The following is a 26439-nucleotide window of genomic DNA, read 5'->3' on the forward strand; positions in this document are numbered from 1 at the left end:
CCCCCTGCTTGCGGGGGGAAGTGCCCAAAGGGCGATGGGGGGCTACTAAATATAGCGTTTTAAATTTATCGCCAACCGCGGCGAAATGCTGCTCACAATAGCAATCATCAAATGCTTAACATTGTGGCTCAACATAAAAATCTTGAAATAATAATAACCTGCTTTACGTGATAAATTCATCGCATAAGGATATGCCAGCATATACAACGAATTGATGGCAAAATTTTTCGCTTGCTGTTCAGTTTTGACATATTGTTGACCGATCATCGCAATGGCTTTTTCGGTGTTTTCCGTATTCGTGGACACACTCGATCTTTTGGTATGAAAAGCACAGATACTCAATGGCTCATCAATATATTTTGGGCGAAAATCAGGGCAACTTACGGCTTTTAACACAAATTCATAATCTTCTAAAGATTTTAACGCCGTGGATAATCCACCTAACTGCCAAAAGAAGTCTTTTTTAATCACAATCATTGGCATACCGCCGATTTTATTGACCAATAAAATTCTTTCTAATGAAATCTCTTGCTCATTAATCGGCTTGGTAACATAACTAAATTTTTCATTCACCATTTCACATTTGGCAGGATGATAAATAAAGTTCAGCGTTGGATTTTGCTCAATGGTTTCGGCAATAATTTGACATTTTCGCTCATCAAAACGATCATCATCATCTAAAAATAATAACCACTCGCCTGTTGCCATTTTGGCACCATTATTACGACTTTGAGCGGGTCCAGCATTTTGTTCATTACGAATAAGTTTAACTTCAAAGCTAAAAGTGCGGTCAATTTTTAACGGATTTGGCGAACAATCATCAACCACAATGACCTCAAAATTCTTTGCGGTTTGTTGTTCTAAACTCACCAATAAACGATTAACTTCCAGATTACGATTATAGGAAGGTATGATAATACTAAACATGATTTTTTCTCACAATTTGTTTACCCTGCCCACCAAACAACGAAATAAACATTAAAAAGATAAACATAATCCCAGGGTAAGCGTAGGTATCGGCTTTGACATTTAATAAACTCAACAATAACAAGCTAGATAAAATAAATTTCCAACTACCATTAAACCAGTTATCCGCAATCCGTTTCACAAAATAAGCTGTCACCACAAAACAAACCGCAATATAACCGATACCACCATATAATGCCTGACGAATAAAGCCAGAGTCCGATCCGCCGTAATAACCTTTGCCGTTCAGATTATAATATAAGCCGTCACCTATCATCAGTTGTTTTAAACTTGGCATAAATAAATGTTTTTGCATTAGGGTATCCGTGGAAGAAGATAACCCAGTAGAAATACCAATAAATTTAGACGCTGGACGATCTGTCCCATAAATCAAATTAATCAAGGGTTCTAAAGCATGTTCAATATAAAGGCTTGATTGATAATTTATGGCTAAAACAAAAATTAATACACCGAACAATATTATCGGCAAAATATAATCTCGTTTAAAATAAAGGACTAAGCTGAAAACGGAGAGTAATAAAAATGTTCTGCCTGAAATCAATCCGATACATAACATTAAAAACACATAAATCCCTTTCAATTTAGCGTGCTTCTCGGCATAAGCTAATAAAAAATGCAAAAGCATTAAGTAAAAGGCACTTAATTGGAAAAAGGCAGATGATGTTATGTTGTATAAACGATATTCCTGCTCCGATCCTGTAAACTGCGGTAAAATGGCACTGGCATTTGTACCTAATGCAATGCTAACTAAAAACGGAATACCCGTTAGTGCTAAAACGCCCATAATAGACTGAGCCACTATTCCTATTTTAATATCTCGAATAAATAGGCTTTTTTCTTGTTGCAGATAAAATAAATTATAAATTGCAATCCCCAATATAAATATCACCAACAGTTTAATATACATACTCAGTACACCAAACTCTGCTGTACCATTAATCAAAATCGGGATCACGGAAACAAGCACTAAAGCAGCACAAACGAATAAACTGTCTGCTGGAATAATCACTTGATTAATTTGTTTTTTATACCATTTATAACCCAACCATAATACCGCAATAACACCAGCGACTAGACTCATTCGGATAAAATGAAAAGCCCAAGGATCATAAAGATAAAATAAATTAAATAATGCTGACATTATAAATTTCTCTTAATCGCTAACAGCTTTTTGGCTGGAAATTTCAGCCATTTTTGCCACCAACTATGTTTTAAGGCGGCACGTAAATCGGCTAAATTACTGGCTAATTTGGGGTTTTCAATCACCATTAACGGACGAATCACGATAATATCTAAGCCTAATTGTTTCTCAAACCAAATAAAATCATCTGCCAACCAAAAGATTTTTTGCTGTTGTTCAATGTAATCTAAGAACTTTTGACAAGCCGATTTTTTTATTAAATAAGCCACCGTACCTGCAAAATAATTTTTATAAGGATAAGCATAACGATAACCCGTTGTCGCTATCTTCTTTTGCAGAAAACGAAATGTGGTTGGATAATTAATCTTCAACTCAAAATCATCAAAGGTTGGGATTTTTGATTGTCCGACTAGAATAATATCGGCGGTGAAGTTTTCAGTTAAAAGTGCGGTCAAATTTTGCTGAAAATTTTCTGCCAACAACGCATCATCTTCACAGACTAAAGCATAGTCATTTGCTTGAACAGTTTCATCATCTACAATTTTTTGATAAATCGCTAAATGGCTTAAAGTACAACCAATTTCACCTTTAGTCACTGCTCGTCCGTAGGCTTGTTTAAACCCATTAAAATCAAAACGGCTTTCTAATTCTGATTGTGACAAATTCATGGTATTAATGGCATTAAATACGTTAAAATCTGCTGTATCTGGTTGAGAGAAAAATAATTCCCTACGCTGTATGTCTTTTTCTAAAGAAATTAAAAATTTTCGCATTTTACACCGCACTTTTTTCGGGCGAACACATTGATCCGCCCCTACCCTACATTTAATCAACTAACTCTTTTACAGGATATTTAAAATAATAGACTAACGAAATAACTAGTCTAGTTAAACTTGCTCCGATTAAGGCATAGGCTAACCCGTATAATTGTTGATCTTTTAACAAATAAAACAATACCACAAAAACAACAATCGCGATCAGTTGTCGTACAAATAATAAAACCTGTTTGCCTAATAACAACATATTTTGTGACAATACCCATGATAATCCAGCAATAATGGCATTGACAATAAACCAGATTAGAACGGGAGCTACTTCTGCATATTTGCTACTAAAGAACAAAACAATCACAGGTTTAGCTAATAATGGCACCAAAATTAAGGCACTGATACTGATTAATCCAATAACCGCTAACACCGATTTAATCCGATTAAGTTTATTTAATAATCCTGAATAATAATAATCGGCTAACATATTGATAAATTTAGTCAGTAAACTATCAAAGGCAATACACACTGTATATAAACCCAAGGTATAATTACCTAAGAAAGAAACCACTAAAAATTTATCAAGACTGGTGGTAGTCGCACCAAAAATTTGTAATAGATTTTGTTTAAACCAAGTGGTAAAGAAAAATTTTGGATTGATTTTCTCGATCTTATTGCGTTGACTAAAATCTTTATCCATTTGATATAAATAAATTAAACAGAAAATAGCCTGAATAGCACTGTATAGCGTTAACAAATAAAGGGCAATTTTTAATGGTTGTTCTTGCCATAACGCATAAGTTACGCCATAAACCAATACTAATAAAATCGGTTGCTGTAAGGTTAAACGCCGATAAACGATCATTTTGGGATCGATTTTACTCTTTTCTAGCGTAATGGTTAATATTGCCGTCAATAACACATTGATAATAAATAAGGCGTAATAATTTGTTACATCAAATAAAAAAACGGCAATACCAGCCACAATAATCGCAAAGGCTAAGAATAAAATAAAATAGCGTTGCCAATGTTGGTATTGTCGATGTCGCATACTCAAGGCAAAAGCGAATCCAACACCACCCGTTGCTAATGTCACCACATAGGAAACTGATGTTACAAATAACTGATGTAAACCGCGATCTTGTACCGATAATAGGCGAGCTAAGATAAAAGAGCTAACCAAGGTCAACCCCATACTGAATACCGTTACCGCAATGAGTTTAATAAAATGATTATTTTTCATAGAGCGTTGTGTAATCTATGTCTTTTGTCCATTGCTGATAATAACCTGAATTTTTACCATAGGAATTATCACACACTTGATTTGGAATACCCAATAAACAAGAAAAAATATGTCCATGTAATCGGCTGGTGATCACATTATCATAGCTTAAAAAAATCCTTTGACAGCGTTCGATCACGTTTAACGCATGTTGATACCATAGATCGTTAATTTTATTTTTCATAAACGCTAAATGAAATTTATTGGCGATTTTGGAAAAACGACTACACCATAATTCAAATTTCAAATCACTTGGTAATAAAATATCTTCCCAATCTTTCACGTTATCTAGGTTAGCTAATTGAGCTTGAATTTCTGTTTCAATATAGCTTTTTTCAATATCTTTGCGTAAAAAATAGAGTGTTTTTTGCACCGCACTTTGGTGCAAACTGCGGTCTTTTTGTGGCAAGTTTCCGTAAAGCTGATGAGCCATATCAGGCGACAAATAACTATTCTTCGAAAAATGACCTTGCATTAATTGAAAGGTTTTACTATCACGTGCAAATAAATGCAGATCAGAATGAGAGGAAAATAATTCTGCGGCTGCCAACATGGCTTTTTCATCGGAAAAATGAGCGGTTTGTGGCAATAAAATGATCCGATTATGCGGAAATTCTCGCACAATATCTTCTCGCATTTGTTGAATGAGCGGATACAAATCCCCAAAATTTCCACCGCCATGACACAAAATCGTGGTATTCGGTTGAATATATTTTTTGACTTCATGAATATCAAAAGCCTGCAATGAGCGTCTTAAACGAATCTTGATGTGATAATCTTTGAAAAATTGTTCCGTGCCAGCATAGATTAATAAATCCCCGACATTTAAATGTAACGGATAATCAAAATACAGCACGTCATTTTTATCTATGATTAAGCTGTTAATTTGTTGTAATTTTTGTTTTAATGATTGTAAGACTGCATTCATTCCTAAAGACGTTCCATAGCTAAGTAAAAAGATTAACAAGTTTTCATCATAGCATTTTTCAACGGCTTTGACAGCGTTTTAATGATTGAGTTTCGTTTAATTTTCGGGAATAATAACCGCACTTTTTATTGAGAAAAATACTATGTTTGAACTAACCAAATTGATTACAGCTCTCATCTTACCGCCAGCGAATGTGATTATTTTGGCGATTTTTGCTTTATTCTGTCTATTATTTCGTTGTCCTAAACTGGCTTTTTTTAGTGCTTTATTGGCTATCATTACTTTGTACATTGTTAGCTTGCCTTATACAGCACAAAAACTCAGTGACAGCTTAACCACAAAAGATAACTTAAGCGTAGAAGATTATCGCCAAGCTCAGGCTATTGTGGTGTTAGGCGGTGGTTTGCGTGATAGCAGTGAATTGTATAATAGTTTAACTGTACCAGGTTTGGTATTAGAGCGGATGCGATACGCTGCCTATTTACATAAAGAAACCGAACTGCCGATTTTAATTAGTGGTGCTAGCCCGAACGGCAATTCCGAAGCTAAAGTTATCGCACAAGAATTTTTTACTTTTTTCGGTGTGCAACCAAAATGGCTAGAAGAAAAAGCATTAAATACGGTTGAAAATGCAAAATATAGCCATGAAATTCTTGAACGTGAAGGGATTTCAAAAATTATTCTAATTACTAATCAATGGCACATGCAACGATCAAAATTACTGTTTGAAAAAGAGGGATTTACCGTATTACCTGCGAGTGTAGGTAATGGTATAACACCTGAAAGCTATGATTTAAACTATATGCACTTTGTTCCACAAGCTGGGGCGATGGGTGCCAATATGCAATTATTAAAAGAATGGATCGGTTACTGGAAAGAGAAATTTTAATATGAAAATCAAATCCATTCAGTTACCTAAACAACCGTTGGTAGCGTTAAATAACATTAATGTGACGTTCTCACAAAAAGTCGCTTTACAAAATATTAATTTACGCATTTATCCTAACTCGGTGATGACTATTGTGGGTCCGAACGGTGGGGGAAAATCTACTTTATTAAAGGTATTACTTAAATTATTAACGCCGACTAGTGGTGATGTGGTTTATAGTAAAAATCTACGTATTGGCTATGTGCCACAAAAAATCCATTTAGATCCAAGTTTACCAATAACAGTGGAAAAATTTTTATCGTTGAAAAAAGGCATTACCAAAAACGATATGCAACAGGCATTGGAATTGCTGTCAGTTTCGCATTTAATCAAAAATAGTATGCAAAAGCTGTCTGGTGGTGAAATGCAACGGGTGTTGATCGCTCGTGCTATTCTGAACAAACCCAATTTGTTAGTGCTAGATGAACCTACTCAAGGTGTCGATATTAACGGTCAAGTAGAACTGTATCAGTTGATTAAACAAACTCGCGAAAAATTAAATTGTGCCATTCTAATGGTTTCTCATGATTTACATATCGTGATGGCTGATACCAATGAAGTCTTATGCGTTAATCATCATATTTGTTGTGCTGGCACACCTGAAGCCGTATCTAATGATCCTAAATTTATTCATTTTTTTGGTGATCAATTTGCTAAAAATATTGCCGTTTATACACATCATCATAACCACCAACACAATATTCACGGTGATGTCTGTTGTCAGGATGATCAGACTTGTGCAGAACATAATAAATAAGGAAAGATATGTTTGAAATTATTTTCCCAGCTTGGCTTGCTGGTATTTTATTGTCGTTTATTACTGCACCTTTAGGGGCATTTGTGGTGTGGCGGAAAATGGCATATTTTGGCGATACCCTTTCTCACTCTGCCCTGCTCGGGGTGGCATTAGGGATTTTCTTCCAAATTAATCCTTACATTGCCATTTTAACGCTCACCCTGATTTTAGCCATTACGATGGTTTGGTTAGAAAATAATACCCAATTTTCGGTGGACACTTTGCTCGGCATTATTGCTCATAGCTGTCTTTCCCTTGGGGTGATTACCGTACAATTATTACAAAATGTACGTGTAGATTTAATGGGGTATTTGTTTGGTGATTTACTGGCAATAAACTTTGATGATCTCATTTATATTGGGGTTGGCGTTGCTGTGGTATTAAGTCTATTACTCTATTTTTGGCGACCACTGATTTCAATTACTGTTAGCCCTGAACTGGCTCAAGTGGAAGGTATTAATGTAAAAAGAATGCGATTTATTTTAATGATTTTAACCGCACTTACTATCGCATTAAGTATGACATTTGTCGGGGCATTAATTATTACTTCATTATTGATTATTCCAGCAGCCACCGCCAGACGTTTTGCTCGTACGCCAGAAAGCATGGCAATAATTGCGGTAATCATTAGTATGATTGCGGTGAGTTTGGGATTAACTCTTTCCGCATTGTATAATACGGCATCGGGACCATCGGTAGTAGTTGCATCAAGTGTACTGTTTTTATTTTCACTACTTAAAAAAGAAAACAGTTAAAATGAGTAATATTTCTATGCTAGAATGAGTTTATCGACTAGGGCAAGTTTAGAATTTATTAGGTAAATTAATGTCAACCGAACAAGAAAAAAATCCTTCAACAGAACAAACGCCAGCAAAAATTCCTTTTAGCCAACGACATAAATGGAAATTATTTTTTGCTAAAGCCATTTTCAGTATAGGAATGCTTACGGTTTTTTATGGGGCTTATTTAGACTGGCAAATTCGTTCCAAAATGGATGGGCAAATTTGGCGTTTACCTGCCGAAGTATATAGCCGTATTGAGAGTGTTCGTTTGCAAGATAATCTAACCCTAAATGATGTTACACAATTATTACTCAATAACGATTATCGTCAAACCAGCTTTGTGGCTGCTCCTGGGGATTTTAAAATTGAAAATGATACAATTGTGTTATTACGTCGATCATTTCCGTTTCCTGATAAAATGGAACCACAACGGGTAATTCGTTTACGCTTTAGTGATGAGAAATTAACGGTTATCGAAGATTTAGTCAATCAAGTGACGATTGATGAATTTCGTTTAGCCCCCAAATTAGTGGCAATGTTGCAATCTGATAATGAAGAACGCCTAGCCATTCCATTACAAAATTATCCACGACTATTAATTGATACCCTAATTTTAACCGAAGATCGCCGTTTTTATGAACATCAAGGTGTCAGTCTTATCAGTATTGCTCGTGCTATGATCAGCAATATTCGTGCGGGTCAAACTGTACAAGGTGGAAGTACCCTAACGCAACAATTAGTCAAAAATTTATTTTTAACTAATGAACGTTCGATTACACGTAAAATTAACGAAGCCTTAATGGCTATTATGTTGGATTTACGCTACGACAAAAATACCATTTTAGAAACCTATCTTAATGAAATTTATCTTGGTCAAAATGGTGACACCCAAATTCACGGTTTTGAGCTGGCGAGCCATTTCTTTTTTGGTCGTCCAGTACGAGAAATCAGCTTAGATCAAATAGCTTTATTAGTCGGCATGGTAAAAGGTCCATCATTGTATAACCCTTGGCGTAATCCAACTAATGCGAAAGAACGCCGTAATGTTGTGTTAGGCTTAATGTTAGAACATAAAATGATCGACCAAGAATTATTTGATTTGTTAAGCCAACGTCCATTAGGCGTGCAAGAAAAAGGCTCGGTTACTCGCCCCTATCCTGCATTTATTCAAACATTGCAATCTGAATTACGCCAAAATTTGGGAGAAAATAAATCCTCCAGTTTATTGGGGGCAAGAATTTTCACTACCCTTGATGTTAAACAACAAGCCTACGCTGAACAAGCGGTTGTGGACGCTACACAAAAATTACAGTTGAAAGTGAAAAATCCACATTTACAATCTGCAATGGTCATCGCAGATTATCAAAAAGGTGAAATTAGAGCCATTGTTGGCGGATTACAAACCCAATATGCTGGCTTTAACCGTGCATTTATGGCAAAACGTCAAATCGGTTCTTTAGTTAAACCTTCCATTTATTTAACCGCACTTTCCGATCCTGATCGGTTTAGATTGAATAGTCCGATTAATAACCAACCAATTACCATTAATATAAAAGGTAGTCCAGCTTGGCAACCAAAAAACTATGACCATAAATATAGCGGATCAGTATTATTAATAGATGCGTTAACTCGTTCGCTGAATATTCCAACAGTTAATATTGGCATGAAAGTAGGATTAACCAAGGTGATTGAAACCCAGCAAGCGATGGGTTGGGATCAGGTTTCTATTCCCAAAGTTCCTGCTATGTTATTAGGATCCTATAGTATTTCACCCTATGATGTAACAAAATTATTCCAAGTGATTGCGAATAATGGTGGCAAAATTCCATTAAGCACTATTAACACTATTACTGACCGTCAAGGTGAAGTGATTTACCAACATCAAACTGAACCTGAGCAAGTTGTACCAAGCCAAGCAACAGTACAAACTTTATATGCTATGCAACAAGTGGTAGAGCGTGGCACGGCTCGTAGTTTACAAAATGATTTTGCCCGCTTACATCTTGCAGGAAAAACAGGCACAACCAATGATGCTCGTGATACTTGGTATGTGGGTATTGATGGAGAAAACGTAGCAACTGTTTGGTTAGGACGTGACGACAATGGCGAAACGGGTTTAACTGGTGCAAGTGGTGCATTGGAAATTTATAAGAATTACTTACAACGTGCTGAAGTCAGCCCATTAGAACTGAAAAAAGTAGATGGAATTAAATGGGTAGGGATTAATAGCTATGGTAGTTGGAACTGCTACAGCCCTGCACGGAATATTCCTGTTTGGGCAAATAAAGGGCAGGATTTCTGTGCTTCATCAACAATAGATCCAACTATTTTACTATCGACCCCACGTAAAACGCCTGCACCTGTTGAAGATGCCAAACCTGCTGGTTAAATAATAGCGAACAAAAAAGTGCGGTGTATTTTGATTGAAAAATCATCAAAAATCCACCGCACTTTATGCTAATTAGCTAAAAACTAAATCGCCCAACCACAAGCATAAAATGCTACTAAAGCAATCGCAATTAACACTGTGCCAATATTGAGTTTTTTGAACTCGCCAGATACTACTCGACCGATCACTAATGCAGCAAAACCAAGCATAATCCCAGTCACGATATTGGCGGTTAGCACAATAAATACCGCACAAATTAAACCACTCATTGCACCGACAAAATCAGTAAAATCTAATTTACTCACATTGCTTAACATTAACAAGCCTACGTACATTAAGGCTGGTGCCGTTGCATAGTTCGGCACTAAAAACGCTAACGGTTGGAAAAATAACATTAACAGGAATAATACGCCGACCACAATGGCGGTGATCCCCGTTTTTCCACCAGCTGCTGTTCCCGCCGCCGATTCAATATATACTGCCGCAGGTGCTGTACCGAAAATACCCGAGAATAAACTACTCACAGAATCCGATGTTAATGCTTTACCGCCATTAATAATTTGTCCATCTTTATCTAACAAATTACCTTGCCCAGCTACCGCACGAATAGTTCCAGTGGCATCAAATACCGCGGTCATCACCAAGGCAAAAACCACGGGTAAAATCGCAGGTTGCAATGCACCCATAATATCTAATTGTAAGAATAAAGACTGTTCGCCAAAGCTCGGCATTTTAAACACTTCACCTGAGAATTTCACATTCGGATCGAAAATTAAGCCGATAATAGTAATCGCAATAATCACCCAAAGAATTGCACCTTTTACTTTCATTTTCTCTAAGCCAACAATCAACGCCAAGCCGATTAATGACATCAATACAGGGAAAGAGGTAAATTCACCTAATTTAACTAAGGTTCCGTTTGGATTCGATACCACAATACCTACGCCACTAGTCGCAATTAAGAGTAAAAATAAACCGATACCAATCCCTGCACCATGAGCAATACTGGACGGAAGATTACGTAAAATCCAAGAACGAATGCCTGTGGCAGAAATTAAAGTAAACACTGCCCCCATTAGGAACACTGCTCCCAAGGCGACAGGAATACTCACCTGCTGCCCGATAACTAAACTAAATGCCGTAAATGCGGTTAATGAAATAGCACAACCAATCGCCATTGGAGCATTTGCCCATAAGCCAATTAAGATTGAACCTAAACCAGAAACTAAGCAGGTGGCAATAAATACACTTTCTGCTGGAAAACCAGCCTGACTAAGCATATTTGGCACCACAATAACTGAATAAACCATCGCCAAAAAGGTGGTAAGTCCTGCGATAATTTCTTGACGAATATTTGAACCACGAGCAGAAAGCTCGAACTGTTGTTCTAAAGACATAAAACTTCCTAAATGAGTTAAGTTGGAAAAAAGCGTATTCTACCTGAAAGCACAAAATAGTAAACGTTTGCGTAAAATATTTTTATCTGCAAATTAAGTTGGTTATCTCCAGTAAAATCGTAGCTTCTATGGGTGTGTTAAATATTTTCCAAAATTAAACCGCACTTTTTTATTATTTTCTATAAATAATGCGTAAAAATAGCAAAATGGTATAAAAATTTCTTACAAAAATAAAAATTCTCGTTAGAATGACGGTACTTTTTTATCATTTATTTTTACTTAACTTAAGGAAAGCTATATGAGAAGTAAAACCTTTGGTAGTGCATTAATTGTTGCTGGCACAACAATCGGTGCGGGTATGGTGTCAATGCCATTAACATCAGCTGGAATGGGTTTTGGCTATACCGTGGCATTGTTAGTGATGCTTTGGATATTATTATGTTATAGTGCATTACTATTTGTGGAAGTTTATCAAAAAGCAGAACGCCAAGATGCGGGAATCGCTACCCTAGCCGAACAATATTTTGGTATGACTGGTCGAGTGTTAGCTACTTTGGCGTTAGTCATTTTTATGTACGCTATTCTCACCGTTTATGTATTAATGAGTAGCGATTTAATCTCCACCGTGTTGCCTGCTTTAACCGAATATGGTACAGCGATTTCAGTTATCTTTACGGTATTTTTTGCTATTTTTATTATTGCAGGCACAGGACATGTTGATATTGCCACTCGCCTACTATTTATTGCCAAATTAGCTGCATTTGTCGTGTTATTATTCCTCATGCTCCCTAAAGTGACGATGGATAATCTGATGGCAATCCCATTAGATAAAGCATTATTAATTTCGGCTAGTCCATTTTTCTTTACATCTTTTGGTTTCCATGTGGTCATTCCAAGTATCAACCGATATTTAGAAGGTAATGTTGCCCGTTTAAGAACCTCTATTATTGTGGGAACAGGGTTGCCTTTAGCACTCTATATTATGTGGCAAATGTCAACTCATGGCGTATTGACACAATCTGAATTTGTACAAATTCTTAATCAAGAACCCACATTAGGCGGATTAATCAAAGCGGTAACGCATATCACGGGCAGCCATTTTATCGGTTGGTCGGTACGTTTATTCTCATTATTTGCCTTGATCACATCTTTCTTAGGCGTTGCACTCGCCTTATTTGATTGTTTAGATGACTTACTAAAACGTGTAAAGATTAGATCTAACCGTCTATCATTAGGCTTATTAACCTTTGTGCCTGTGTTATTCTTCGCTTTGTTCTATAATGATTTCTTATCCGTATTAGCTTTTGCTGGACAAATGTTTACATTCTACGGTTTAGTATTACCTGTGGGTATGGTGTGGCGTGCAAGAAAACGTTATCCAGAGATGCCTTATCGAGTCATCGGTGGCAACATTTCTTTACTCATTGCTTTATTACTTGGTGTGTTAATTATTAATGTTCCATTCTTAATTCAGGCAGGTTATTTACCGAATGTCATCGGTTAGCATTAAATTATAAAGTGTATGAGAATACACCTTTGAATAGTACAAGTGCGGTGAAAAATAATGATTTTTTCACCGCACTTTTGTCCACGATACCTGATCTTATTGAGCGACTTGTTTTGCCAAAGCAAAATTACCTAAAGTAGCCGAACCATTTTCCGCTACCGCAGGGATAACAATATATTCATTCAAATCAGGTACTGGCACATAGCCATTTAACAGTTCAGCAAATTGCTGGCGAACGCGTTGCAACATGTGATGTTGAGCCATGACACCACCGCCAAATACAATCACTTGTGGACGATATAATAGGGTCGCTTGTAAGGCAGCTTGTGCAATATAATAGGCTTGAATATCCCAAATATCAGAATCTTGAGCAATTAATTCGCCACGAATACCAGAACGAGCTTCTAACGATGGACCAGCAGACAAACCCTCTAAACAATTTTTATGGAAAGGACAGGTACCGTAAAAACCTTTAGCTTGATCTTGTGGATGTAACGCCACTAAAACATGACCTGCTTCGGTATGACCAATCCCCCCAACAAATTCACCATGTTGAATAGCACCCGCACCAATGCCTGTGCCAATCGTATAATAAACCAAACTCGTTACATTTTTACGAACAAGGATTTCACCAAAAGCAGATGAATTAACATCTGTGGTAAAATAAAAAGGGACATTAACCGATTTCTTAATGGTTCCTACTAAATCTACATTTGCCCAGTTTGGTTTTGGTGTGGTAGTAATATAACCGTAGGTTGGTGAATTTTTATCAATATCAATCGGACCAAATGAACCAATCCCAATACCTTGTAAACGATCTGCATAACGTTGGAAAAAAGCGACTGTTTGAGCGAGAGTTTCATCTGGTGTTGTAGTTGGAAATTGTACTTTTTCCACTACATTAAACTGCTCATCCCCCACTGCACAAATAAATTTTGTGCCGCCAGCTTCAAGGCTGCCATATAATTTTGTCATAATTAATTCTCTTTATTCTACTGTTACAAATAACGTAGGGGCGAACCCATTTGTTCGCCCGCAAATTATACTTGATTAATCAATGGGCAGACATATCGATCCAACCCTACAAATTAATGTTATTTTACTACTTTCAAGAAATTATCACCATGGGCAACATTTCCTTGAGCAATACCTTTGACTGCACTAAATTGATCTGTATTGGTAATAATCAACACTGTAGTGTGATCGAATCCAGCTGCCGCAATTTTAGCTAAATCAAAGTTGGCTAAAGGCGTACCCGCTTTTACTTTATCACCTACTTTTACCAATGGCTCAAAACCGTCACCTTTCATTTTTACCGTATCAATACCGATATGGATTAAAATTTCTGTGCCATTGGTTGTTTTTAAACCATAAGCATGACCCGTACCATGAACAATTTCAACCACCGCATCGGCTGGAGCATAAGCCACGCCTTCGGTTGGTTTCACCGCTAGACCATCGCCCATTACGCCAGATGAAAAAACAGGATCATTCACATTTTCTAAAGCAACAATTTCACCTGTCATTGGAGCAAGTAAGATTTCCTCTACAGGTTTACTTGCCACCGCTGCAGGGGGTTCAACTGCGGTGTTTTTTTCTTCTGTTTTTGGTTCAACTTTTTTCTCTGTCGGCTTTTCATCTTCATAGCCAAACATATAGGTCAATGCAAAGGCTACGGCTGTGGTTGACAACACCATGATGATATAAGACAGAATTTGCCCATTAAGATAAAGTAATGAACCTGGAATAATGGTAATACCAAAGCCCGTACCTGCAAGCCCTAAAATGGAAGCTAAACAACCACCAAATGCCCCTGCAATTAAACCCATAATAAATGGTTTACCATAGCGTAAATTAACCCCGAAGATCGCAGGTTCAGTAATTCCTAACCCTGCAGAAAGGGCGGCTGGATAAGCCAAGGCTTTTAATTTCAAGGATTTGGTTTTGAAACCTACAGCTAAGGTTGCCCCTGCTTGAGCTGTCATCGCTGCTGTGATAATCGCATTAAATGGATCTTGTCCGTCTGCAGCAATAAGTTGAGATTCAAGCAAGTTGAAAATATGATGTACGCCAGTAACAACGATGACTTGATGCACCCCACCAATAATCAATCCTGAAATACCATAAGGCAAGGCTAATAAGAATTTGGTGCCTGCTAATACATAGTTTTCCACAGTATGGAAAATCGGACCAATCACCAATAAGGCTAAAATAGACATCACTAAAAACGTGGTAAATGGCACCACTAATAATGCTAATACATCAGGTACTCTTTTGCTAAACCATTGCTCAAATTTCGCTCCAATTAGCCCCACAAAAAACGCTGGTAAAACAGAGTTTTGATAACCAACCACAGGAATAAAATCAAAGAAGTAAATCGGTTCAGCACCACCAGAAGCAACAGCCCACGCATTTGGTAAAGCAGGACTTACCATCATTAACCCTAAAACTAACCCAATCACAGGATTGCCACCGAATACACGGAAAGCCGACCAACAAATTAATGCAGGGAAGAAAATAAAGGCAGTGTCTGTTAATACTTGGGTATAAATATAGAAATGTGAAGCAGAAAAAGCAGCGGAGGTTGTACCGAAAAGGCTCAAGATCGCATCATTGTTAATGGCTCCACGCACCCCCATAAATAAACCTGTTGCAACGATTGCTGGTAACAATGGCACGAAAACATCACCAAAAGTACGAATCGCACGTTTAAACCAATGCCCTTGTGGTTGAGCTGGTGCAGCAGTTTGTGTCGTTTGGTTTGAACCACCATTTAATGCCACCACTTCCGCATAAATTTTGTTTACTGTCCCTGTCCCCAAAATAATTTGATATTGTCCTGAATTAAAGAATGCTCCTTTGACTTTATCCAAGTCTTCGATAGTATCTTTATCAATTTTTGACTCATCTTTTACCATAATACGTAAACGAGTCGCACAATGTGCAAAACTTTGCACGTTGTCAAAGCCTCCAATGGCTTCGACAATTTTCTTTGCAATTTCTGTATCATTCATCATTGCAAAATCTCCATAAGATAAGGGTTAATAAACTTCGCTCACTTTATCATTTTTTGCTGACAAATTAAACGAATATTTATTCGGTTTATCCTGTCAAATATTGCTTTTTCAAAAGCTAAATATTCGGTACTATACAAGGAAATATCATCATTGGAGAGAATTATGGCATTTACTACAGAACAACGTTATCGTGCTTATGCTGACTGGTCAGCGGAGTATATCGAAAAAATTAAAAAAAACACCGCACTTTCACCGTGGCGAACACATTTCCATATTGAAACTCCACACGGCTTACTCAACGATCCGAACGGTTTTTCCTATTTTAATGGTAAATTCACCTTGTTTTACCAATATTTTCCTTTCGGTGCCGCTCATGGCTTAAAATCTTGGGTACACACGGAAAGCACTGATCTTGTGCATTTCAAAGAAACTGGCACCGTCATGTATCCCGATACCCCTTTAGATAGTCATGGTGCTTACTCAGGTTCCGCCATGCAATTCGGTGATAAATTATTTCTCTTTTACACGGGCAATGTACGTGATGAAAATTGGGTGCGTCACCCTTATCAAATTGGGGCGTTAATGGATCAGAAAGGCAACATTAAAAAGCTCAATAAAATACTCATTGAGCAACCTGATGATGTTACCGATCATTTCCGTGACCCTCAAATTTTTGATTACCAAGGACAATATTATGCCATTGTGGGCGGTCAAAATTTAACGAAAAAAGGCATTATCAAACTCTACAAAGCACGTAATAATGACTACCAGCAATGGGATTACGTCAATGATCTTGATTTTGCCAATGATAACACTGCCTATATGATGGAATGCCCGAATATTGTTTTTGTCGCTGACAAGCCAGTCTTAATCTATTGTCCGCAAGGCTTAGATAAGTCCGTGTTGGATTATCAAAATATTTATCCAAATATGTTCAAAATCGGCGATAATCTTGATGTAGAACAAGCAAAACTCATCAATCCTACCCCATTACAACAATTAGATTACGGCTTTGAATGTTATGCGACACAAGCCTTTAATGCACCTGATGGTCGAGCCTTATGTATCAGTTGGCTAGCCTTGCCAGATATGGAATATCCAACGGATAAATATGATTATCAAGGCTGCCTTTCTTTAGTTAAACAGCTTTCTATTAAGAATGGCAAATTATGTCAAAACCCTGTGGCAGGCATGGTGAATTTGAGAACCACCCAAGCTACTTTTGCAGAACGCCAACACACCAATAATATTTACGAATTAGAACTCAATTTCGCACCAAACATTCGTCACGAAATAGTATTAATGGCGGATAAAAATGGTAACGGATTAACTATTATCGTTGACACCACGAAAGGTGAAGTCATTGTAGATCGCTCAAACTGCGGTGAAAAATTTGCAGAAAAATTTGGTACCGTTCGCTCTTGTCAAATTGAAAAACAAGCAACTACGGCTCGTATTTTTATAGATAAATCAGTGTTTGAAATCTTTATCAATGGCGGTGAAAAGGTCTTTTCTGGACGTGTTTTCCCCAATGCAGAGCAAACTGGAATTACCATTAAACAAGGCAATCCAACGGGCTATTTCTATCAACTATAATATAGATCTGAGTATAGGGTGCATTTTACTTGCACCCTTATATCCTGATTAAAATTTATCTTTATCTTGTCTAAACTTAATAAATTGTGGTAAATCTTCTGCCTGCAAAAATGGATTAATTTCCTTTTCTAACAATAAAGTCGTTGGCATACTCGGCAACCCTTGTTTTCTCAAGGATTCAACCAAAACTTTATGCTTTTGCACCGCACTTTTATCTTCTAATACGGTTTCTGCAAACGCTAAATTCGCTAAGGTATATTCGTGTCCAGCACAAATCAACGTATCATCAGGCAAGGCTTTTAAGCGTTGAATAGATTCAAACATCTGCTGATAATCCCCCGTAAACACTCGACCACAACCCGCTGAAAATAAACAATCACCACAAAATAAATGACCGTCAACCAAAAAACTCACATGATTTGTCGTATGCCCTCCCGTTGGAATGACTTCAATGTGATAATCATTTAATTCAATTTTCCCCCTATCCACTACTTGCGTTAAGCCCAAATACGCACATTCAGTTGGACCAATAATCGGCACATCAGGAAAATAGCGTTTAAATTCTGTCACACCAGCAACATGGTCATTATGGTTATGGGTTAAGAAAAGTGCGGTAATTTTATAGGGATTTTGTTCAAAAAATGATAAGATAGGCTTAATTTCAGGAATATCGATCACAATTATCGATAAATTATCTCGTGAATAAAGCCAAATATAGTTATCATTACGGGCAGGAATTGCTTTTAACATTGTTTCTCTCTCTAAGGTTGAATATGGCACAAATACGTTGGCAAGCGAAATCAGCGAAAGCGTTTAAATTACCGTCTAGTTGGCAACAATTACCAAAAGGCGAACAATATTGCGAAACGCTTGGGGATTATTTTGCCAAATTTTCGCCCTTAATAACAGGAAAACAATTAGTTCGCCTAGGTGGATTAAGTGCCGAGCTAGAATGTAAAATGTCACTTCCCTATCATTTTGTGCTAAGTCCCGAAATAAATAGTCATTTAACCGCATTATCTAACCGAAACAGCTATTCTCTAATTCAAGGGGATTTGGTTGAATTGCCTTTTGAAAGCCAATCCGTAGATGTTTGTATATCCGCCAACACTCTCAATTTTATGCAAGATCCGCATCAACTGTTACGGGAAATTCAACGAATTTTAACCGATGATGGTTATTTGTTTTTGTCAATTTTCAACCCTTTTAGCGGATTACTGTTCAAACAAAAAATAAATCAACCTCAAAATCCAGCGTTACCGTTCCGCCATTTTTTGCCTTGTCGTATTATTGACTGGTTACATTTACTCAATTTTGAAATTATTCAACAACAAACTTTAGCCAATCTGTTTGCGATTGTGGCAAAAAAACAAACCTATCCATTGAGTTTGCAACCACAAAAACAGCGATTTGATCCAAGCAATATTTTTCAGGGTGAGCCAGTGGGAGCATTTCGAGAAGTGGAAAAACATGAGATATAAGGTGCAAAAGAATGCACCTTAATTCTATCTATTGCCCAAACACCAACACATTCGCAAATCCTTGCTCTTTCAAATACAACGCCTGCAATTTGCTCATTACTCCACGTTCGCAATACAGTACATAATTTTTACTTTGGTCAAGATTACCAAATTGTGAACTAAGTTTATAAAATGGCATTAATTGTATGGTTTTGCCGTCTAATACCAGCGGTTTTTCATCGATTTCTTCTGGACTACGAATATCTAAAATCACGTCATTTTCGCCTAACACAGAAACGGTATCCACTTGCACCACATCTTTTTCGGTTTGCTCGGCAATTTGACGAATATCTAAATATTGTGCATTTTGCACCGCACTTTCTAATACGTTGAAATCAAAATTTTGTTCTTCGGCTTCAATTTTTTCCCGAATCGCTTTTACCGTTGGATTTTTAGAAATTACCCCACAAAATTCAGGCATAGATTTTGCAATATCGTCCGTGCCGATCTGTTTTGCCATGGCAATAATTTGCTCTTTATCGTGCGTAATCAGTGGACGCAATACCAATGTAGAACTTGCTTCATCAATCAAACGTAAATTAGTCAGCGTTTGGCTCGACACCTGCCCTAAGGCTTCCCCCGTAACAATCGCTTCAATAGCAAAGCATTCAGCAACTCGGCTGGCGGCTCGCACCATCATGCGTTTTAACACCACGCCCATTTGCCCGTTATCCACTTTTTCCAAAATCTCGCCCACAACTTGCTCAAAATTAATCGCAACAAAGCGTACCTTATGAGAACTGCTATAACGCTGCCAAATATGATACGCCATTTGTTTCACGCCAATTTCGTGTGCTGCACCGCCAAGGTTGAAAAAGCAATAATGCACACGACTACCACGGCGAATCAGCATATAGCTAGACACACCCGAATCAAAACCGCCCGAAATCAAAGAAAGCACATCTTCTTGCGTGCCGATTGGATAACCGCCAATGCCAGCAAAGCGTTGTTTAATAAAGATTAATTTGTCATTTTCCACTTCAATTCGCACGGTCACATCAGGATTTTTCAATTTCACTTTGGCAGTTTCAATATGTTGATTTAACCCACCACCCACATAACGCTCAATTTCTAGCGAACTAAAGGAATGTTGCCCACGGCGTTTGGCTCGTACGCAAAAAGTTTTGCCATTTAGGCTGTCGCCCACTTGTTGCAAAGTTTGCTCAAAAATATTGTGCAGATCGGTAAAGGGTTTTTCTTCCACTTCAAGAAAATGATGAATCCCTGGAATTCGCCCAATTAGCTCAATTAACTGCGGTCGAAATTCTTCATTTTTTGACCGCACTTCAATAAAATCCCAATGACGAACCACCGCCAAGGTATCATCGTGCTTGCTTAACACTTGGCGAATATTGCTAGTTAAAATCTTAATAAACCGATTACGCACGCTGTCGCTTTTAATCATGATTTCAGGGAAAAGTTTGATGATAAATTTCATTGGATTGCTCTTTAAATTAAAAAATTTCGGGCATTATACAGGAAATTTTTATATTCGGGAAAAATCAAGTAGAATACTGCTACGCAAAGCCGTTCATTCAAAGGGGACATCGTGGAAAAACAAGCACTACGAGAGCTGATTCAATTCGGTGAGAAAATCAATGTGGAATTTAAAGCATCGCAAAATGCGTTGACAAAAGATATTTTTGATACGATTTGTGCTTTCAATAATCGCATTGGTGGGCATATTTTTCTTGGGGTGAACGATCAAAAAGTGATTGTAGGGGTAAATCAGGACAAGCAAGATAAAATCATTAAAGAACTCACTACGGCGATCAACAATCCACAAAAAATTTACCCACCTTTATATTTAACCCCTGTGCCGATAGAAATAGAGGGTAAAACCATTATTTATCTGCGAGTACCTGAAGGAACGCAAGTCTGTCGGCATAATGGGCGAATTTGGGATCGCTCATTTGAAGGCGATATTAATATTACCGATCAAGCGGAACAGGTTTACAAACTCTACACTCGCAAGCAAGGCAGTTATTTTGTCAATAAAGTTTATCCAAATTTACCCCTTGATTTGCTTGATCAAGCAGTAATTGAAAAAGCTCGAAAAATGGCATTAGGACGAAATCAACATCACGCTTGGGGCGAAATGAACAATGAAGAAATGCTACGCAGTGCGAATTTGATTTTGATCGATCCTGAAACCAATAAAGAAGGGATTACGCTGGCAGCGATTTTGCTGTTTGGTAAGGAAAATGCGATTATGTCCGTCTTACCACAACATAAAACAGATGCTATTTTTCGGGTAGAAAATAAGGATCGTTATGATGATCGCGATGTCATTACGACAAATTTAATTGATAGCTATCAACGGCTTATTCAATTTGGGCAAAAACATTTAAATGATCTGTTTGTGTTAGACGGTATTTTTAATGTGAGTGCCAGAGATCGCATTTTGCGAGAAATTGTGTCAAACACGCTTGCTCACCGTGACTATTCAGGTGGTTTTCCTGCCAAAATGATTATTGAAGAAGATAAAATTACTATTGAAAACAGCAATCTCCCGCACGGTATTGGTACATTAGATTTACAGCGTTTTGAACCTTTTCCAAAAAATCCGACTATTTCAAAAGTATTTCGAGAAATTGGCTTGGCAGATGAATTAGGCTCTGGAATGCGGAATACCTATAAATATACCCAACTTTATTCGCAATCTAAACCCACTTTTACTGAGGGGGAAATATTTAAAATTGAAATTCCGTTGCAACCCATAGCGACCCATAAAGTCGGAAAAAATGCTGAATTGCAAGATGTCGCTCGAGATGTCCCTCGAAATGTCCCTCAAGATGTCGCTCGAGATGTCCCTCGAAATGTCCCTCAATATATGCTTCAAGAAAATGGGATAAATAAAGAAAAAACGATATTATTTATTAAAGAAAAAATACGTCATAATCCTAAAATTACTCGGCAGACCATTGCTACCGAACTCGGATTAAGTTACAAAACCATAGGGCGTTATATTAGTGAAATAAGTGAACTAAATTATGTTGGACGTGGTAAACACGGTCATTGGGAATTAAAAGAATAACCCACTTAATTATTTTCTTGTAAAATAATTAAACTTTAGCAAATAACAGGAATAAAAAATGGCACGTAAACCAAAAGAAGCAGAAAATGAATTAGATTTTGAAAGCACGCTTGCTCAATTAGAACAGGTGGTTAATCAATTAGAAAGTGGTGATTTGCCTTTAGAAGAGGCGTTAAAAACCTTTGAAAGAGGCGTAAATCTGGCGAAACAGGGACAACAACGGTTACAACAAGCTGAACAACGAATTCAGATTTTATTACACAAAAATGCCACCGCAGAACTCAGTGATTATGAGCAAGGACAGCAAGATGACGGTTTATAATTTTAAGCAAGATTTAGCCGATATTCAGCAACGCATTAACGATTTTATGCTGGTACAATTTGATGAAATTGATTGCTCTCCCTCACCTTTAGCCGATGCAATGAAATACGGTTTATTGCTTGGTGGCAAGCGGATTCGTCCGTTTTTAGTCTATGCCACTGGGCGAATGCTCGGGGCAGAGATGACAGCGTTAGATTATGCGGCGGCGGCATTGGAATGTATTCATGCTTATTCTTTGATTCACGATGATTTACCCGCTATGGATAATGATGATTTAAGACGCGGACAGCCGACTTGCCATATTGCCTTTGATCACGCCACCGCCATTTTGGCAGGCGATGCCTTACAAGCCTTTGCCTTTGAAATTCTAACCAAAAACACCGCACTTTCTGTTGAACAGAAATTGGCATTAGTGCAGGTATTAAGCCGTGCATCTGGGGTGCAAGGAATGTGTTTAGGGCAAAGTTTAGATTTGCTGTCGGAGCATAAACAGGTGTCGTTAGCGGAATTAGAAACTATTCATCGCAATAAAACAGGGGCATTACTCTGTTGTGCAGTTACTATGGGTTTTATTTGTTCGCCTGAATTTGGTAATCAAAATTTGGCTCAACAGCTTGAAAACTATTCCAAAGCGATCGGACTGGCATTTCAAGTGCAAGATGATATTTTGGATATTGTGGGCGAACAAACAGAAATCGGTAAACCAGTGGGATCGGATTTGGATTTAGGTAAAAGCACTTATCCCAAACTGCTCGGACTTGATGGTGCAAAACAAAAAGCACACGAGTTATATCAAACTGCGGTGCAAAATCTGGCAGAAATGCCATTTGATACTACCGCTCTGTTATCTTTAGCGGAATTTGTAGTTAGCCGAAAAAGCTAGTAGAATACACCCAATTTTATCATTAACATTAAACCCATAACCTTATGACTGATTACTCGCTACTTTCACATATTAATTCACCTGATGATTTGCGTTCATTAAGCAAAGAACAACTCCCCCAAGTATGCAATGAATTACGCCAATATTTACTCGAAAGCGTGAGCCAAAGTAGTGGTCATTTAGCTTCTGGTTTAGGTTGTGTTGAGCTAACTGTGGCATTACATTACATATATAAAACCCCATTCGATCAATTAATTTGGGACGTAGGACATCAAGCCTATCCGCATAAAATTCTAACGGGTCGCCGTGAGCAAATGTCAACTATTCGCCAAAAAGACGGTTTACACCCTTTTCCGTGGCGTGAAGAAAGCGAATTTGATGTATTAAGCGTGGGACATTCTTCTACATCAATTAGTGCAGGTTTAGGTATTGCCATTGCCGCTGAAAAAGAAAATGCAGGGCGAAAAACGGTGTGTGTTATTGGGGATGGAGCCATCACAGCAGGTATGGCGTTTGAAGCCCTGAATCATGCAGGTGCTGTGCATACTGATATGTTAGTCATTTTAAATGATAATGAAATGTCCATTTCTAAAAATGTCGGGGCGTTGAATAATCATCTTGCACGTCTTTTTTCAGGCTCAATTTATTCTACGGTACGTGATAGTAGCAAGAAAATTTTAAATAAAGTTCCTACGATTAAAAACTTTATGAAAAAAACTGAAGAACACATGAAAGGTGTGATGTTCTCTCCCGAAAGTACCTTATTTGAAGAACTCGGTTTTAACTATATTGGTCCTATTGATGGACATAATATTGATGATTTAGTCGTTACTTTAAGTAATATGAGAGATCTTAAAGGTCCACAATTCTTGCACGTACGTACCAAAAAAGGCAAAGGATACGCCCCAGCGGAAAAAGATCCCATTGGTTATCATGGTGTACCAAAGTTCGACCCAAGCTGTTGCGAATTACCAAAATCCAGTAGTAAACCAACTTATTCCAAAATCTTTGGTGATTGGTTATGTGAAATGGCAGAAAAAGATGAAAAATTAGTAGGAATTACGCCTGCTATGCGTGAAGGTTCGGGCATGGTAGAATTTTCTGAACGTTTTCCCGAACAATATTTTGATGTTGCCATTGCGGAACAACATGCCGTGACGTTTGCGGCTGGCTTAGCAATAGGTGGTTATAAGCCTGTTGTTGCCATTTACTCTACTTTCTTGCAACGTGCCTACGATCAATTAATCCACGATGTCGCTATTCAAAATTTGCCCGTACTATTTGCTATTGACCGTGCGGGTATTGTGGGAGCGGACGGGCAAACTCATCAAGGGGCATTTGATTTAAGTTTTATGCGTTGTATTCCTAATATGATCATAATGACCCCAAGTGATGAAAACGAATGCCGTCAAATGCTCTACACGGGCTATCAATGTGGTCAGCCCGCTGCAGTGCGTTATCCTCGTGGTAATGCAGTTGGCGTGAAACTTGAACCATTACACGAATTAGTGATCGGGCAAGCAAAACCTGTTAAACAAGGGGAAAAAATTGCCATCTTGAATTTTGGCACATTATTACCGAATGCACTAGAAGCTGCAGAGAAACTTAATGCAACAGTGATTGATATGCGTTTTGTTAAACCATTAGATGTGGATTGTATTAAACAGATTGCCAAAACTCACGAGTTAATTGTAACCTTAGAAGAAAATGCCATTCAGGGTGGTGCAGGATCGGGGGTTGCAGAAGTATTAATTTCTCAACCAAAACCTACCGCACTTTTACAACTTGGTTTACCTGATAGATTCATTCCACAAGGCACACAACAGGAAATGTTGGTAGAATTAGGATTAGATGCAAAAGGGATTGAGGCACAAATTGGAGATTTTTTACAAAATCTAAAAAAAATCTGAACTAATTTAAAAATCTCTAGTCTGATTAATTGCTAGTGCACTGCTTATTGTGATCCTTAATATAGCAGTCGTTTTTTTCAAATCTTTTATTATGTAAAGACTTACCGCTATCCCTATTCGATAGCGGTTTTTTTCTTTTGTAAAAGTATTAAGAAATCACCCGAATTTTCACCGCACTTTCATCTGTTTTTTCAATTAAACGACCGACTGGTATCAATTCAATTCCTGCTTGTTGAGCCACATCAAAAACTTGTTGATGAACTTGCGGTTCAATAGCAATTAACAAACCACCCGAAGTTTGTGGATCGCATAAAATCGCTTTTTGCACATCGGTTAATGCTGACACTTTATGTCCATAACTCGCAAAATTGCGGTCTGTGCCACCTGGTGTACAACCTTGAGCAATATAATCCAATACGCCATCAAGGGTTTTAAGCTGATTAAATTGTACTTCTGCTTGTAAATCAGCCCCTTCGCACATTTCCAACAAATGCCCCAATAAGCCAAACCCTGTCACATCGGTCATGGCTTTTACACCATCAATTTTTGAAAATTCCGCGCCAATATTATTCAATTTCGTCATTGTCGCCGTGGCAAGCCCTTTATGTTGTTCCTGCAACTTACCTTTTTTCTCTGCCGTGGTCAAAATGCCAATTCCCAATGGTTTGGTTAAATAAAGCTGACAACCTGCTGTAGCCGAGGCGTTTTTCTTCACTTTTTCGGTGTCAATAATCCCCGTTACCGCCAAGCCAAAAATCGGTTCTGGTGCATCAATAGAATGACCGCCAGCTAAGGAAATCCCTGCTTGATGACACACAAAACGCCCACCATCGACTATTTTTTGTGCTACGTCCACAGGTAACAATTTCAACGGAAAACCTAAAATCGCAATCGCCATTATCGGTTTACCGCCCATGGCATAAATATCGCTGATTGCATTGGTCGCCGCAATACGTCCAAAATCAAAAGGATCGTCCACAATCGGCATAAAGAAATCTGTTGTACTAATTATACCTATACCATTACCAATATCATAAACAGCCGCATCATCTGCCGTATCATTACCCACCAACAAATGCGGATCAGCAAATCTTTCCAATTCCGACTGCAAAATATTTTGCAAATCTTTCGGTGAAATTTTACAACCACAGCCTGCCCCATGGCTGTATTGGGTTAGGCGAATATTTTCTGTTGATGTGTTTGTCATTGTGTATGTCCTTTTTTGTCACGAAATAATCAATGATTATACT

The 26439-nt window shown here is 37.7% G+C and carries 22 protein-coding genes; 11 read left to right on the forward strand and 11 right to left on the reverse strand.

From position 1 onward, the window contains the following. Nucleotides 1–45: 45 nt before the first annotated feature. The 5 genes from O1Q81_RS07305 to O1Q81_RS07325 are packed head-to-tail and all read right to left on the reverse strand — an operon-like array spanning nucleotide 46 to nucleotide 5105. Nucleotides 46–927, reverse strand: a complete 882-nt coding sequence (locus O1Q81_RS07305) for a glycosyltransferase family 2 protein (protein WP_386696814.1) — start codon at nucleotides 925–927, stop codon at nucleotides 46–48. Next, nucleotides 920–2128 carry a hypothetical protein gene (locus O1Q81_RS07310; RefSeq protein ID WP_386696816.1) on the reverse strand — a complete coding sequence of 403 codons (1209 nt, stop codon included), beginning with the start codon at nucleotides 2126–2128 and terminating at the stop codon, nucleotides 920–922. Before O1Q81_RS07310 ends, O1Q81_RS07305 begins: the two co-directional genes overlap by 8 nt. After that, nucleotides 2128–2901, reverse strand: coding sequence for a glycosyltransferase family 25 protein (locus tag O1Q81_RS07315; protein ID WP_386696817.1), 774 nt, complete (start codon nucleotides 2899–2901; stop codon nucleotides 2128–2130). Before O1Q81_RS07315 ends, O1Q81_RS07310 begins: the two co-directional genes overlap by 1 nt. Nucleotides 2902–2953: 52 nt before the next feature. Continuing rightward, complete coding sequence (locus tag O1Q81_RS07320) at nucleotides 2954–4138, reverse strand: lipopolysaccharide biosynthesis protein (RefSeq protein ID WP_386696818.1); 1185 nt, start codon at nucleotides 4136–4138, stop codon at nucleotides 2954–2956. Beyond that, a complete protein-coding gene (locus O1Q81_RS07325; RefSeq protein ID WP_386696820.1) occupies nucleotides 4128–5105 on the reverse strand; it encodes a polysaccharide pyruvyl transferase family protein in 978 nt (325 codons plus the stop codon). Before O1Q81_RS07325 ends, O1Q81_RS07320 begins: the two co-directional genes overlap by 11 nt. Nucleotides 5106–5247: 142 nt before the next feature. Here O1Q81_RS07325 and O1Q81_RS07330 point away from each other — a divergent pair, with 142 nt between their 5' ends. The 4 genes from O1Q81_RS07330 (at nucleotide 5248) to mrcB (ending at nucleotide 10000) form a co-directional block, all read left to right on the forward strand. Then, nucleotides 5248–5994: a YdcF family protein gene (locus O1Q81_RS07330; protein WP_386696822.1), complete on the forward strand. Its 747-nt coding sequence runs from the start codon at nucleotides 5248–5250 to the stop codon at nucleotides 5992–5994. 1 nt (nucleotide 5995) lies between these two features. Continuing rightward, complete coding sequence (gene znuC / locus O1Q81_RS07335; protein WP_386686397.1) at nucleotides 5996–6790, forward strand: zinc ABC transporter ATP-binding protein ZnuC; 795 nt, start codon at nucleotides 5996–5998, stop codon at nucleotides 6788–6790. A gap of 8 nt (nucleotides 6791–6798) precedes the next feature. Next, nucleotides 6799–7584 carry a zinc ABC transporter permease subunit ZnuB gene (gene znuB / locus O1Q81_RS07340; protein WP_386696824.1) on the forward strand — a complete coding sequence of 262 codons (786 nt, stop codon included), beginning with the start codon at nucleotides 6799–6801 and terminating at the stop codon, nucleotides 7582–7584. 70 nt (nucleotides 7585–7654) lie between these two features. Next, the gene (gene mrcB / locus O1Q81_RS07345) at nucleotides 7655–10000 is read left to right on the forward strand and encodes a penicillin-binding protein 1B (protein ID WP_386696826.1); all 2346 of its coding nucleotides are present in this window, start codon (nucleotides 7655–7657) and stop codon (nucleotides 9998–10000) included. An 83-nt stretch (nucleotides 10001–10083) separates the two neighbouring features. On the opposite strand, the gene O1Q81_RS07350 is transcribed toward mrcB, so the two are convergent. After that, complete coding sequence (locus O1Q81_RS07350) at nucleotides 10084–11397, reverse strand: NCS2 family permease (protein WP_386696828.1); 1314 nt, start codon at nucleotides 11395–11397, stop codon at nucleotides 10084–10086. A 298-nt stretch (nucleotides 11398–11695) separates the two neighbouring features. On the opposite strand from O1Q81_RS07350, the gene O1Q81_RS07355 reads away from it, so the two are divergent. After that, nucleotides 11696–12901, forward strand: a complete 1206-nt coding sequence (locus O1Q81_RS07355) for an aromatic amino acid transport family protein (protein ID WP_386696829.1) — start codon at nucleotides 11696–11698, stop codon at nucleotides 12899–12901. Nucleotides 12902–13000: 99 nt separating this feature from the next. On the opposite strand, the gene scrK is transcribed toward O1Q81_RS07355, so the two are convergent. Together scrK and O1Q81_RS07365 are read right to left on the reverse strand one after the other, a co-directional pair. Beyond that, a complete protein-coding gene (gene scrK / locus O1Q81_RS07360) occupies nucleotides 13001–13879 on the reverse strand; it encodes a fructokinase ScrK (RefSeq protein WP_386696830.1) in 879 nt (292 codons plus the stop codon). A gap of 119 nt (nucleotides 13880–13998) precedes the next feature. Then, nucleotides 13999–15921 (reverse strand): glucose PTS transporter subunit IIA, encoded by a 1923-nt coding sequence (locus O1Q81_RS07365; protein ID WP_386696832.1) that lies wholly within the window; start codon nucleotides 15919–15921, stop codon nucleotides 13999–14001. Nucleotides 15922–16083: 162 nt separating this feature from the next. Between O1Q81_RS07365 and O1Q81_RS07370 the strand changes: the two genes are divergently transcribed. Continuing rightward, complete coding sequence (locus O1Q81_RS07370; protein ID WP_386696833.1) at nucleotides 16084–17517, forward strand: sucrose-6-phosphate hydrolase; 1434 nt, start codon at nucleotides 16084–16086, stop codon at nucleotides 17515–17517. Nucleotides 17518–17565: 48 nt separating this feature from the next. Here O1Q81_RS07370 and gloB read toward each other — a convergent pair whose 3' ends face one another. Beyond that, nucleotides 17566–18267 carry a hydroxyacylglutathione hydrolase gene (gene gloB / locus O1Q81_RS07375; RefSeq protein WP_386693154.1) on the reverse strand — a complete coding sequence of 234 codons (702 nt, stop codon included), beginning with the start codon at nucleotides 18265–18267 and terminating at the stop codon, nucleotides 17566–17568. Between the two features lie 23 nt (nucleotides 18268–18290). Here gloB and O1Q81_RS07380 point away from each other — a divergent pair, with 23 nt between their 5' ends. Continuing rightward, on the forward strand, nucleotides 18291–18998 hold the full coding sequence (locus O1Q81_RS07380) for a class I SAM-dependent methyltransferase (RefSeq protein ID WP_386696834.1): 708 nt from the start codon (nucleotides 18291–18293) through the stop codon (nucleotides 18996–18998). A gap of 28 nt (nucleotides 18999–19026) precedes the next feature. On the opposite strand, the gene thiI is transcribed toward O1Q81_RS07380, so the two are convergent. After that, nucleotides 19027–20475, reverse strand: coding sequence for a tRNA uracil 4-sulfurtransferase ThiI (gene thiI / locus O1Q81_RS07385; RefSeq protein ID WP_386696836.1), 1449 nt, complete (start codon nucleotides 20473–20475; stop codon nucleotides 19027–19029). Between the two features lie 111 nt (nucleotides 20476–20586). On the opposite strand from thiI, the gene O1Q81_RS07390 reads away from it, so the two are divergent. Genes O1Q81_RS07390 through dxs form a run of 4 tightly spaced genes read left to right on the forward strand, consistent with a single transcriptional unit; the run spans nucleotide 20587 to nucleotide 25189 of the window. Then, a complete protein-coding gene (locus O1Q81_RS07390; RefSeq protein WP_386696838.1) occupies nucleotides 20587–22074 on the forward strand; it encodes an RNA-binding domain-containing protein in 1488 nt (495 codons plus the stop codon). Between the two features lie 58 nt (nucleotides 22075–22132). Further along, nucleotides 22133–22396, forward strand: coding sequence for an exodeoxyribonuclease VII small subunit (gene xseB / locus O1Q81_RS07395; RefSeq protein ID WP_386696840.1), 264 nt, complete (start codon nucleotides 22133–22135; stop codon nucleotides 22394–22396). Continuing rightward, entirely contained in the window at nucleotides 22383–23279 is an 897-nt protein-coding gene (gene ispA / locus O1Q81_RS07400; RefSeq protein ID WP_386696842.1) for a (2E,6E)-farnesyl diphosphate synthase, read from the forward strand. Before xseB ends, ispA begins: the two co-directional genes overlap by 14 nt. Nucleotides 23280–23323: 44 nt before the next feature. Next, a complete protein-coding gene (dxs, locus tag O1Q81_RS07405; protein WP_386696844.1) occupies nucleotides 23324–25189 on the forward strand; it encodes a 1-deoxy-D-xylulose-5-phosphate synthase in 1866 nt (621 codons plus the stop codon). Between the two features lie 148 nt (nucleotides 25190–25337). On the opposite strand, the gene selD is transcribed toward dxs, so the two are convergent. Further along, entirely contained in the window at nucleotides 25338–26396 is a 1059-nt protein-coding gene (selD, locus tag O1Q81_RS07410; RefSeq protein ID WP_386696846.1) for a selenide, water dikinase SelD, read from the reverse strand. Between the last annotated feature and the right edge of the window lie 43 nt (nucleotides 26397–26439).

The organism is Lonepinella sp. MS14436, assembly GCF_042470565.1.
GTDB lineage: Bacteria > Pseudomonadota > Gammaproteobacteria > Enterobacterales > Pasteurellaceae > Lonepinella.